Raw genomic sequence first — 12,704 nt, 5'->3', positions numbered from 1 at the left:
TCGGCACCGCCACAAATGACAAGGGGAGCATCACGGATGCTCCCCTTGTCACATCGGGCGACAGCCCATCGCCGTCAGCTCATCAGCAGTGCCCGCAGGCTCTCCACATCCAGCCCCTTCACCTCGGACTGGCCGCTCAGGAGGCCGTCGGCCAGTGCCCGCTTCTCGTCGTGCAGCGCCACTATCTTCTCCTCCACCGTCTGCTCGCACACCAAGCGATAGACGGTCACCGGCTGGGTCTGGCCCATGCGGTGCGCCCGATCGCTCGCCTGATCCTCCACCGCCGGGTTCCACCAGGGATCGAGGTGCAGCACGGTGTCGGCCTGGGTCAGGTTGAGGCCCGTCCCCCCCGCCTTGAGGCTGATGAGGAAGAGTGGCACCGCTTCGTGGCGAAAACGCAGGATGGACTCCTGACGGGACTTGGCCGAGCAGCCCCCATCCAGATAGCAGTAGTCCCACTGCCGCTGTTCGATACGGCTGCGCAGCAGGCTCAGCAGATCGACAAACTGGCTGAACACCAGCACCCGGTGGCCACCATCGATGGCTTCGTCCAGCAGCGCCATCGCCTCGTCCAGCTTGCTGCTGGTCTGGGACCACTCCGGCATCACCAGCTGGGGGGAGCAGCAGAGTCGGCGCAGCCGGGTCAGGCCGCTCAGCACATGCATCAGGGCACGGCCATCGGCACTTTGCACCTGCTGCACCACCTCGCGCCGGGTCGCCTCGTAGAGCTGACGCTCCTCGGGGGAGAGGCTGATGTGATGGATGATCTCGGTCTTGTCCGGCAGCTCCGTCAGCACCTGTTGCTTGAGGCGGCGCAAGATGAAGGGGCTGATCACCGCCCGCAGCATCGCCATGTGCTGGGGATCCTTGACCGCCTTGCCAAAGCGGCGCTTGAACTCCCCGAGGCTCCCGAGCAGGCCGGGGTTGATGAAGCTGAACAGGCTCCACAGCTCCCCCAGATGGTTCTCGATGGGGGTGCCGGAGAGGGCGAGGCGAAAATCCCCGTCGAGCTGGAACAGCAGCTTGGCGCGCTGGGTACCGGCATTCTTGATCTGCTGTGCCTCGTCCAGCACCATGCTCGACCAGCGGCGGGACTTGAGCGCCTGGGAGAGACTGCCGAGCATGCCGTAGTTGACCAGGACGAGCTGTCCGGCCCTGGCCCCCTGGATCAGGGTCTCCCGCTCGGCGGGATGGTCGAACACCACCACCTCGAGCTCGGGGGCAAAGCGGGCCACCTCCTCCTGCCAGTTGGTGACCACTGACTTGGGCACCACCACCAGCGCCGGGCCCAGGTGCTGGCGCATGCGCAGCACAATGAGGGCCTGCAAGGTCTTGCCCAGGCCCATGTCATCGGCCAGACAGGCGCCAAAGCCGTGATGGGCCAGGGTCGCCATCCAGCGTACGCCCTCCTTCTGATAGTCCCGCAGCGCCGTCAGCAGCTCAGGGGGACAGCTCACCTCCTGCTGCCACTCCTGCTGGAGATTCTGCCAGGCGGCATCCCCCTCGGTGGTGATGACGGAGAGCAGGCGGGCCAGCGGATAGGCCAGCTTGTTGTTGATGCGCTGCTCGTTGTCCAGCATGGCGCCGAGCACGGTGAGGCGTTCCACCAGCTTGTCGCTCAGCATCAGGCTGGTCTTCTCGTCGAGTTGCACCGTGCGCTGGCCCGGTGTCAGCTGGCGCAGGATGAGGCGAAGATCGAGGATCTGGTGCTCGTCCAGCGAGAGCGCCCCCTCCACCTGGAACCAGTCCTGACGCCGCTCGATGCGCAGGCTCAGGGCCGCCTCATCAAGGCTCTTGAGGCGGGCGCTGTCCTGGTGCCAGTGCACCACCACACCGGCGTCCACCAACTCCGGCAGGGCGTTGACCAGGGTGAGCGCCTGCTCCCCGTCCAGCTTCCACTCGTTGCCGGGCAGGCCGATGGGTAACTGGTTGCGAAGGCGCTGGGCATCCTCCTTCTCGGCAGCCAGATCCCGCTGCCAGTAGTGATACTCCCGGATACCCTGGCGCACGATGGCCTCCCCCTTGCCCAGAGGCAAGGGAGGCAGGTCCCCCTCCCGGGTCACCAGCTGGACCACGAGCTGCCCCTCCTGCCAGTCGAGCAGGACGGAGGGAACGCCGGGCCAGGGGGCCAGCTCGGCATTGCCCCTGAGCCCCACCACCTGGCTGTGCCAGGGGAGATCGGGGATCGCATCCAGCGTGCGTTGCAGCTCCTCGAGCCCGGCCGGCGGCAATGCCGGAATGGCCTCCAGGGCCGGTAATCTGTCCAGCAGTGCCTGCGGTGTCAGAATAAGCTGCCACAAATCCTGAGCCAGAGGGACGATGTGCGCACCGCGGGCGGCGGGAGCAGGATGTAGTCTGGCGCTCATGCCCTCCCCGCTCTGTACCAGTTGCAGCAGGGGGGCGCTGACGGCCAGTTGCAGCTTCTGTCCCTTGGCATTGAAGAGGCGAGGATGGTTTGCCAGGGGCACCCAGGCATCCCGGGGCAGCTTGCCCATGTTGCGCGGCAGGGTGCGCACCAGTGCCCAGTCCGCCTCGTCCAGCAGGCTGGCGTACTGGGTGGAAAGCAGGGCCGGATCGACCCTTCGCCCGGCGGTCCACTCCCCCTTGGTGCTCTGCTTCTGGATCTTGCACTCAAGCTCAGGCCCCTCTGCGTGGAGCAGCCAGACCAGCCGCTCCTGGGGCTTGCGCACCCCGCTCGAGCGTCCCAACCCCTGCAGCCAGTTGAGCCAGCTTGCCGAGGCGGGGGCCTTGCCTTCCTCCTCGGTGGCATCCTCTTCCTCCCCTTGAGCAGGGCGCAGCGCGCGCAGGGGCCAATGGGCGGCCTCCCGGCCCAGCAGGAGTCGCAGCAGATCCTGGCAGAAGGCCATCAGGCGATGCCGGGGCTCGGCGTCCAGCACGTGGGAGAGGTCCCACTTGTGCAAGATGGTCACCTGGGGGCTCTGCTCGCCGTGGCGCGCCAGGGCGCAGAGATCGAGCCAGAGGTAACCCCAGTGGAGCTCCTCCAGCGGCAGTTGCAGGGTATCGAACAGGCCGACCGCCTGGCCGTGGCGATCTCCGGCCCACTGCCCCAGCAGATCGGCCAGCAGGGGGGAGTGATGGCCCAGACTGCGCTGCCACTTCTTGCGCTGCTCGCTCCCCTGCACCGGATCTGCCTGTTGCAACCAGCCGAGCCAGAGCAGGGCGCTGAACATCCGGGGCCAGGGCGACGCCTCTTGCCCCTGCCACTGGCCAAGCGCGCCCAGCAGCCGCTCGGCCAGGGGTTGCTCATCCCCCTGCTGCGCCAGTTGTTGCAGCGCAGGCCAGTGAGTGGTTACCTCGCCGCCAAAGGGGCCGCAGAGCCACTCCCATTCTCGGGCGCGAGCCTGGATCTGGCCAGAGAGCGCCGGGGAGCAGGAGGTGACCAGCGTTGCCAGCGGCCAGCCCTCGTCAGGCTCTGCGTCAAGCAGGGCCTGCAGGGCGAAGTGTTCGAGCAGCAGGGCCTGCCAGGCGGGGCTGGAGCCTGCCAGCAGGCGGGGAGCATCGGGGAGATCCAGGAGGCTCAGGAGTTCGGCACTCTGGTAATAGGCCGGGATCTGCCCCGCGTCTCCCAGACAGAGCTCGCGCACCACCTCCTGTGCCCGCTCCAGGCCCGTGACCGAGGGGATGCGGGACCACTGCGGCATGGGGCACTCCCCCGCACGCACCGCCAGGATCAGGGTCAGGGTTCCCTCTGCCGTCAGACTCCACTGCTGCTCCGTTCGTTGACGGACAAGCCCCCACTGCTGCAACTGATCGAGGGTGTCGAGCAGCGCACGCCCGGGTGCGCCCGGGGCAAAGAGGGTGTCTTGCAGGTAACGAGTGCTGGCGGCGCGCTGCAATTGCAGCTCGCACAGCAGGGCATGGCAATCTGAAGAGAGGGTGAAGGCTGACATCAGAACTCACGGGCAAGTGCAAAGGCGGAATTTTAACGGGAAAGCGGCGGCGGCTCGACCCTTAAGCGCGAAATAGTGCAAAAAAGCTGGCGCCTTTGATGGGTACGCGAGCGACAGGGCTGACAGGGCACTCGCCCCTGCCACCGGGCAACGGGCCGCAGGAGGGGCGCGGTCATCAAAAAAGGCGCCGCAGCGCCTTCTCGAAATAGATTGTTGGCTCAGCCTTCCAGCCGGGCCAGACGGGCTTCCAGCCCCTGCAACTGCCCCTTGAGGTGCTCGACCTCTTCTTCGAGCGCAGCCAGTCTGTCTGCCGCCGGTGACACAAGGTTGCCAGCGGGCGCCGCGTCGGCCAGCGCCTGCAGATCCACCTCGCCACTGAACAGGTGCGCGTAGCGGGATTCCCGCTTGCCCGGCTCACGGGGCAGCTTGACCACATAGGGCCCCCGCTCGATGAGGGTGGCCAGCACCGCATCCACTTCGGTCACATCGTCAAAGCTGCACAGCCGGTTGGTGCGCGAACGCAGCTCACCCGGGGTCTGCGGACCACGCAACAAGAGTTCGCAGATAATGCCGAGCTCCTGGGCCGAGAACTTCAGCTCGCCGAACTCGGTATTGCAGAAACGATGCTGATAGCGGGGCACCCTGGCGTTGAAACCGGCGGTATTGACCACCAGACGGCGGCGGATCAGCTCGTCGATCACGGCGCGAATATCCAGCTCGGCGAGCTCCAGCACGGGTTCCCGGTTGCTCTTCTGGTTGCAGGCATTGACCAGTGCATTGAGCGAGAGAGGGTACTGATCCGGCGTGCAGATCTCTTTCTCAATCAGGCAGCCGATCACGCGGGCCTCTAATGGGCCTAGTACTATCTCCATGTCATACTCCCTTGCCAAACAAGACGTTAAGACGGTTATCTTAGCCAAGGCGCTTGCGCCGTCCAGCAGATAACCCCATTTTTGCGAGCCGATGAAACCCTTGCTGCAACCTTGTACAGCAAAACGGCCGCGGTGCGCGGGCGAGGTGAACGGATGGCCGGGAACCTCTTTGGCAACCAGCCCCCTCCCCCTTCAACGAGGCGGGCACAAAAACCATCACGGCCGCAAAGGCGGCCGTGATGGTTGACAGATTGAAACGCCCCTCACGAAGAGGGCTTGCGCTCCAGGGTCGCGGCCACCGTTCTTGCGGCCGACACGGTGAGCAAAGGCTCACCCGGATAGAGCATCAGGGCGCTTGCCCGCAGGTTGTCCGCCTCCGCCGTGCGCCCCAGGGCATTGAGGGCGATCACCATGTTGGCGTAGATGTTGGCCCTCGGGGTATGGCGCACGAAGGCCTGCCCCCAGTCGAGGTAGGCTTCAAGCTCCGCCTTGTTGTTGGCCTGCAGACCGACCATGAGGCGCACCGCGTTCACGTCGAACTCCACCCGGGTCAGCCAGGCCATGGGGTTGACGATGTCGAGCAGGAGCGCAGGCTGCTTGTAACCGCCCCGCTCATACTTGGTCACCACCCAGGCGGTATGCAGGGCGGTCAGCATGAAGGGGATGACGATCAGGGGAATGGCGATGGCCATGAAGCGCAGCAGCAACCAGGGGCGGCACAGATGGTCGCGCCAGTTGCCGTGGCCTTGCTCCTCCACCTCCGCATCCATCGCATACAGAAGCAGCAGCAGCGCCCACCACAGGGCGATGGCGTGGTAAAAGGGGTACTCGGTCTGGGTGTGCAGCAAGATGGGGGTCACCAGCGCAAGCAAGGCGGCGCCCTTGACCCAGCCCGCCCGGCTCAGACGCCACAGCAGGGCTCCGCCCATCAGCACCATGCCCAGCATGGGTGCCAGACCCCCTTCAACCGCCCAGTAGAGAAACTCGTTGTGGGGGTGATCCAGGTTGTACTCAATCTGCACCATGGCCGGGTTCAGCGCCTTGTCGGCCATGTAGTGATGGAGAAACACCGACTCGAAGCTGCCATAACCCCAACCGGTCCAGGGCATCTGGGCAATCAGCTTGGCTGCGTAGGGCCAGTAGATGGAGCGCATGCCACCGGACTGGTAGATCTCCAGCCCTCGTCTGGCTCCGGCCATCAGGTATTGCGAGGCCAGCCCAAGCAGAATGCCCAGGGCCACCAGCGCGAGCATCCGGCCCAGCCGCCGCTCACGCCCCAGCTGGGCGGACAGCAGCAAGAGAGCCATCACGCCGCCCAGTTGCCCGACCCGCGATTGCAGGACCACCAGCAGCAGAGAAGTGGCCAGGATCACCCCATAGCGCAGCCCCTTGAGCCAGGGGTTGGCATCACCGCGCAGCTCCAGCCAGATGGCCAGTGACAGGCCGGTCGCCATGAAGCTCGCCATCACGTTGGGTTGCTGGAAGATGCCATAGGGGCGGTTGGTCTGGGTGTCGTACCCAATCCAGTTGCCCGGCACCAGCAGGTAATACTGCACCAGGCCGAGCAGCGCCTCGATAGCAACGGCCCCCAGCAGCAGATAGAGCAGCCTGTCTCGCCCCTCGCGGCCGAATCGCCACTGATAGAGGCTTGCCAGAAACAGCAGGCCGGCAAACAGCCCCAGCAGCCGGGGAATGGCATAGTCCTTGAGCTCGGCTCCCGGATAGGCCATGGGCAGCAACAACAAGAGGCCCCCCAGCCACTGGGCCGTCAGCAGCGGCGAGACCACCAGCCGCTGGCTGAGGGTCACATGCCACAGCCCCAGTGCCATCACCAGGCTGGCGAAGATCCAGCCCCAGGCATTGAACGGCAGATAGAGCCCTGCCCCGCCCGGGTTGTGCATGAAAAAATGCATGCCAAGCAACCAGTAAAGGAGGCTGACAACCCCCAATATCCCAGTCGTCGACGTCACCGTCACTGCTCCCTGTTGTGTCATGCTCGTTTTCTTCCGACACGCCATACATGAAGGGGGGCAGAGCCCCCCTTGTTCACTTCAATCATCCTTGTGCCGATTCCGGTCGGCGAAACGCATGGCGCACCAGCACGATGCCCACCCCCAGCATGCCGCCGAGCAGGGTAGCCAGCACCACCACCAGAGGGCGCTTGGGCTGTTCGCGGCTCAGGGGCTCACTCGGCGAAGCCAGATAGGCGAACGACTGGAAGGGCTGTGCTTCAAGCTTGATGGCCTGAAGGCTGCCCAACTGCAGGCGCAGGTCGCTCAGCGCCGGGTTGAGGAACTCGGGGTTCTTGATCTCCTTGAGGATCTTGAGCTTCTCGGCGAGGGCGCGCGCCCCCAGATCGATGGGAAGGCTCCCCTGCTCCTGCAGATTCTGCACCGGCGCCTCCAGCCCGGCCGCCTGTGTAATGCGCAGACCATATTCGGTACGCAGAATATCGTCTTGCAACTGCTTGAGGGTATCGGCCTTGGCACTCTCGAACTGGGTCTGCAGCGTCTTGATGCGGTTCTGCCAGATGGTATACAGCTCCTTGCCCTTGGCCGCCGACTCCTGATGCTGGATAAAGGCGATGTACTGCTCCAGCCGGGATTTGGCCTCCCCCGCCGTGGCCGCGGCAAAGGAGAGCGTCACATCTTCACGCAACTTGTCCGGCGCCTTGGCGCTGATCCCCTCGGCCATCTTCTTGAGCAGCAGCCGCTTGCCTTTGGGATCTGTGACGTCGGCCTGCGCGGCTTCGGCATCCAGATAGCCTCTTTCCAGCAGGAACTGGCGTTTGTTGTTGAAGCTGTTGAAGTTGTTGACGAAGTCGCCATAGAGCGCCTTCTTGTCAAAGGCAGTAAAAGCCGCTACCGGTACCTGGGCATTGACCAGCTGGTTGATGTTGAGCTCGAGGGACTCCACCTCCTTGAGGGTGGGCGACTTGATCTCGGCCTGGCTGACCCAGACCTGGGGGGCCAGGAGGGCATAAGCGATACCAGCCAGGGCAAAGAGACCTGCCGTCAGCAGGACAAGGAGCTTCTGGCGCCACAGGACCAGGATCAGCTCACGCAGATCGATTTCATCACCGGAAGAGGCTTGCCAACCCTGGGGCAACTGACTGTCTGAATTATCGAATACTTGTTTGTTCATATCGGGCTCTGAAGATGAGGTGATTGCCAGAGGGGGGCGTGACGGTCTTTCTCCGACAAGCGTAATGGCACATTGTCCATGAGGGGCCACTCAATAGCCAGTGTAGGATCCGACCAGTGAAGGGAGGCTTCCAGCTCGGGAGCGTAATAATCGGTGCATTTGTAAAGCACCTGGGCCCATTCGCTCTGAACATAAAAACCGTGGGCAAAACCTGGCGGGATCCAGAGGGAGGTTCCCTCTTCGGCCGAGAGCGACACCCCCACCCACTGGCCCAGGGTCGGGCTCCCGGCGCGCACGTCGACGGCCACGTCGAAGATGGTGCCTGCCAGCACCTGTATCAGCTTGCCCTGGGGCCGCTGGCGTTGATAATGCAGGCCCCGTAGCGTCCCTTGTCGGGAACGACTCAGATTGTCCTGAACGAAGCAAAAATCACCGCACCTGCGGGTGAAAAGATCGTGGCGAAACAGCTCCATGAAGTCGCCCCGCTCATCTGGATGACGCTGGTGACGGATCTGGATAACATCCGGAATCTTCAATGAAATAAAGTGCATAGGTGTTTTCTTTGGAATAATGGGCAAGGATATATCACTCAATGGAGTGCCTTATCAATCCCAATCGGGGTGCATTTTGCCAAAGGGCTCTTGCAACAGACGCAACAGATAGGCGCCATACCCGCTTTTTGCCAGTGGCTGTGCCAGTGACGCCAGTGCCTCGTCAGAGATCCAGCCCTGGCGCCAGGCGATCTCCTCCGGAGCGGCCACCTTGAGCCCCTGGCGTTTCTCCAGGGTCTGGATAAAGCTGCTCGCCTCCTGCAGGCTGTCATGGGTCCCGGTATCCAGCCAGGCAGCACCACGCCCCATGAAACAGACCTCCAGACTTTGCTGTGCCAGATAATGGAGATTGACATCGGTGATCTCGAGCTCTCCCCGTGACGAAGGGCGCAGGCCCCGAGCAATCTCGCTTGCCGTGGCATCGTAGAAATAGATGCCCGTCACCGCATATTGACTGGCAGGAGATGCCGGCTTCTCGACGATCGACTCGACCCGCCCCTCGCCGTCGAACCCCAGCACACCGTAACGTTCTGGATCCTGTACATGATAGGCAAACAGGGTGGCGCCTTGCGTCTTGGCGCTCGCGCGCTGCAACTGGCGGGGCAGCTCGGTGCCATAGAAGATGTTGTCCCCCAGAATGAGGCAGCAGGGGCTGCCGGCCAGAAAGGGCTTCGCAATGAGCAGCGCCTGGGCCAGCCCGGCAGGCTCTTCCTGCACCGCGTAGCAAAATTGCATCCCCCACTGGCTGCCATCCCCCAGCAGCAGCTCGAAGCGGGACAGATCCAGCGGCGTGCTGATGATGAGAATCTCACGGATCCCCGCCTGCATCAGGGTTGAGAGGGGGTAATAGATCATGGGCTTGTCATAGACCGGCAGCAGTTGCTTGCTGATGGCCAGCATCGCCGGATAGAGACGGGTGGCGGATCCCCCGGCCAGGATAATGCCTTTACGCTGGTGCATGGAACACCTCCAGAGGAGAACGGAGAGCCATCAAGACACGCGTCACGTCATTCACCTTCACACTGACTGGCAAGCCAGCGGCTCATCAGCCCTTCCCAGGCCGGGATCTGGATCCCAAACACAGTGGCAAACCGTCGACAATCGAGCCTGGAGTTGAATGGCCGACGGGCTGCCTGGGGCCAGTTTGCAGATGGAATGGGTTTTATCGGAACGGGCTGCGCCAGCAGACCAAGCCGACAGCCTTCCTCAACCAGGGCCGATGCAAAGCCATGCCAGCTCGTCTCGCCTGCGGGGCAGAGATGATAGAGGCCGCCCTTGTCTGGCGCCTTCACAACCTGTATCAGCGCCAGGAGAACGGACGTTGCCAGCCAGTCCACCTGGGTCGGCGCCCCCCACTGATCCGCCACCACCTCAAGGGGCTGGCCCTCGTTGGCACGGCGCAAGATGGCTCGGGCGAAGTGTGCCCCTTCCCCACCATAAACCCAGCTGGTGCGCACGATCAGATGATGGGGACACAGCCCCTGAATGGCCTGCTCTCCGGCCAGCTTGCTGGCACCGTAGACATTGAGCGGGGCAGGCACATCCACCTCGCGCCAGGGAGCACTGCCGGAGCCATCGAACACATAATCGGTGGAAAAATGCACCAGCAGCGCCCCCCTGGCACCGGCTTCCCGGGCAAGCAGTGCGACGGCCTGATGATTGATGCGCTCTGCCAGCTCGGGCTGGCTCTGTGCGAGATCGACTGCCGTATAGGCCGCACCGTTGAGGATGACATCAGGCTGATGGCGGTTCAGGGCGCAGATCAGCGCACCGGGGTCGGTGATGTCACACTCCTCCCTGCCAAGGGCCGTCACCTGCCAATGGGGATAATCCCGGCAAAGGGCAGAAAAAAGGGCTCGTCCCAACTGGCCACGAGCCCCCAGCAACAAGATCCGCATCGGGATTACCGCGCGCCAAAACCGGTCAGGATGGTGCGGATGGTCTTGAACACAATGAGCACATCCAGCCAGAGGGAGAAGTGCTTGATGTAGTAAAAATCGTGCTCGATCTTGATGCGGGTATCATCGGCATCGGCGGCATAACCGTGGACCACCTGCGCCCAGCCACTGATCCCGGGCCGCACGATGTGACGGTACATGTAGAACGGGATCTCCCGTTCGAACTGATCGACGAACGTTCGCTGCTCCGGTCTTGGCCCAATCAGGCTCATGTCCCCTTTAAGGACGTTGAAGAACTGCGGCAGCTCGTCGATACGCAGCTTGCGGATCACCTTGCCCACCCGGGTGACGCGCATGTCACCGTCCTGGGCAAACTGGGCGCCAGCTTTTTCCGAATCCTTGCACATGCTGCGGAACTTGTAGATGCGAAAATCCTTGTTCCCCTTCCCTACCCGGTTTTGCAGGAACATCACGGGGCCCGGACTCTCCAGCTTGATGAGGATCGCCGTCACCAGCATCAGGGGGGAGAACAGCGGGATCGCGATCAACGCGGCCAGAATATCCATTCCCCGTTTGATGAAGGCATAGACGGGGGACGGCAAGAGGGAACCAAGCTGGTTCTCGTGCAGATGGTCGATCTTCACGCGCCCGGTCAGGGTCTCGCTGATCTGCTTGATGTGGTAGACGGGGATATGCGCCAGGGCGCAGCGCGCCAGGAAACGCTCCCACTCACCCGCCAGCTTCTCATCCCGAAGGTCTGCCACCACGGCGTCATAACGCACGGCCCCGAGATCGGGTTTGTCCAGCAGACGCCACTGCACACACTCGTGCCGGGTCAGGGCCTGATAGTCCCCAAAGGGCAGCAAGGCGTATTTGGGGGTCCGGTAACGGCGGCCAATGAAGTAGGCGAGCCAGCAGCAAAGCAAGGCAACCAGATACGACTCGAACAATACCTGGCGGCTGTAAGGCAGACGCAGGAAGAAGAGAATGCCGACCAGGGCACCATAGAGGGTGGTCACCGTGGGGATCATGTAGGCCACGGGACTCGCGCCCGGATAGCGCAGGAAGCGATGCAGCACAATCCCGGTCAGCAGAAACGCCACAAAGGCACCGCTCAGGGTGTTGATCCGGACAGCATCGAAGTGATGCCAAAACTCCAGGCCCCATCGCTCAATGGCTGGCAAGCAGACTGCAAGCAAGGCCCCGAAGGTAAACAAGGCAGGAGGGCTGAATAATACACGCTCATACCAGCGTGAGTGACGACGTTGAAATGACAAGGACAACCCCCAAATAAAATATTAGCTATATATCATTACACAAAACTAGAATTAAAAGAAGATAATAAAACTACAGCAGAACGATTTTATTAAAAAATATTAAATAACAAGAATAGTGCTAGAGCTAGTCGATCACGAGCTCTACGCCTTAGTTCATTAACTCTAACAAGAAGATATAAATTACCTTTATAACCATTTTCAAGGCCAAATCTGAATATGGCTGAACTTTGTAAATCCAAACATTCAGCGATATTCATCACTTGTTTACGATACCATTTGGACTTAATTAGTGAGATCCTTTTCTTGGCTGCTTTAAAATTATTATTAGTACCAACCTGATTATTAGCGTGCTGCCGATATCGCATCATAGGCATAGCGTCTATAAACCAACGATAACCATAACGACGAGAGAAAGCATAAATGAGCCAATCATGAAGTTCTATATTATTAGACACTCTAGCATAGTTACCTATCAACCATTTCTGAAAGTTAATAGCAAAGTCGCGATTAAAAACATAAGTACAACCAGGTCCGGCAGCCTCAAATAGAAAATCCCATCGACGAAATGGTTGAGCCTTGTTGATTAAAACCTCACGCCCATCCTCCCAAAAAGCAATAACATTAGACGAATAACAATCATATTCACTCAAATATTGAGTTGCACGGTATATTTTATCGGAAGGCCAGATATCATCTTGATCAGAAAAAGAAATAATATCATACTCACCAATATAAACATCTTTTAATAGTCTATAGAAATTTTTACCCGCCCCTCCAAATCGTTCACCATAGGGCAAAAGTGTTATATTAGAGAATTTATTTGCATACATAGTGCAAATATCCAAAGAACTATCACAACTTAAATCAAGGCTAATTACAATGTTAACATCAATTTTTTCTTGTCGCAAAATGCTATCAAGCTGCTCTACGAGCGTAGTTGCACCATTGTATGCTGCAACCAAAACGAGACATTTACTATTACTATTACTATTACTATTACTATTACTATTACTATTTACGATCATCTAAAAAATCCATGTCAAAAAATTCT

General features: G+C 60.7%; 9 protein-coding genes. All 9 read right to left on the bottom strand.

The window, feature by feature from the left end; translation table 11 throughout:
• Positions 1-74: 74 nt before the first annotated feature.
• Positions 75-3,911: a DEAD/DEAH box helicase gene (locus tag BN1120_RS18760; protein WP_042017522.1), complete on the bottom strand. Its 3,837-nt coding sequence runs from the start codon at positions 3,909-3,911 to the stop codon at positions 75-77.
• A 218-nt stretch (positions 3,912-4,129) separates the two neighbouring features.
• Positions 4,130-4,783 carry a YceH family protein gene (locus BN1120_RS18755; RefSeq protein WP_039040218.1) on the bottom strand — a complete coding sequence of 218 codons (654 nt, stop codon included), beginning with the start codon at positions 4,781-4,783 and terminating at the stop codon, positions 4,130-4,132.
• Positions 4,784-5,046: 263 nt separating this feature from the next.
• The gene (locus BN1120_RS18750; protein ID WP_231959442.1) at positions 5,047-6,696 is read right to left on the bottom strand and encodes a PglL family O-oligosaccharyltransferase; all 1,650 of its coding nucleotides are present in this window, start codon (positions 6,694-6,696) and stop codon (positions 5,047-5,049) included.
• Positions 6,697-6,838: 142 nt separating this feature from the next.
• Positions 6,839-7,927: an LPS O-antigen chain length determinant protein WzzB gene (locus BN1120_RS18745; protein WP_231959440.1), complete on the bottom strand. Its 1,089-nt coding sequence runs from the start codon at positions 7,925-7,927 to the stop codon at positions 6,839-6,841.
• Positions 7,924-8,478, bottom strand: a complete 555-nt coding sequence (rfbC, locus tag BN1120_RS18740) for a dTDP-4-dehydrorhamnose 3,5-epimerase (protein ID WP_042017517.1) — start codon at positions 8,476-8,478, stop codon at positions 7,924-7,926. Before rfbC ends, BN1120_RS18745 begins: the two co-directional genes overlap by 4 nt.
• 54 nt (positions 8,479-8,532) lie before the next feature.
• Complete coding sequence (gene rfbA / locus BN1120_RS18735; protein WP_042017516.1) at positions 8,533-9,438, bottom strand: glucose-1-phosphate thymidylyltransferase RfbA; 906 nt, start codon at positions 9,436-9,438, stop codon at positions 8,533-8,535.
• Positions 9,439-9,485: 47 nt separating this feature from the next.
• Positions 9,486-10,376 (bottom strand): dTDP-4-dehydrorhamnose reductase, encoded by an 891-nt coding sequence (gene rfbD, locus BN1120_RS18730; RefSeq protein WP_042017513.1) that lies wholly within the window; start codon positions 10,374-10,376, stop codon positions 9,486-9,488.
• A 5-nt stretch (positions 10,377-10,381) separates the two neighbouring features.
• The gene (locus BN1120_RS18725) at positions 10,382-11,479 is read right to left on the bottom strand and encodes a sugar transferase (protein WP_231959439.1); all 1,098 of its coding nucleotides are present in this window, start codon (positions 11,477-11,479) and stop codon (positions 10,382-10,384) included.
• Between the two features lie 263 nt (positions 11,480-11,742).
• Positions 11,743-12,678 carry a glycosyltransferase gene (locus tag BN1120_RS21085; protein WP_080768111.1) on the bottom strand — a complete coding sequence of 312 codons (936 nt, stop codon included), beginning with the start codon at positions 12,676-12,678 and terminating at the stop codon, positions 11,743-11,745.
• Between the last annotated feature and the right edge of the window lie 26 nt (positions 12,679-12,704).

The organism is Aeromonas caviae (assembly GCF_000819785.1).
GTDB lineage: Bacteria > Pseudomonadota > Gammaproteobacteria > Enterobacterales > Aeromonadaceae > Aeromonas > Aeromonas caviae.
Note: the sequence above shows the minus strand (reverse complement) of the source record. Positions and strands in the feature narration are given on the sequence as shown.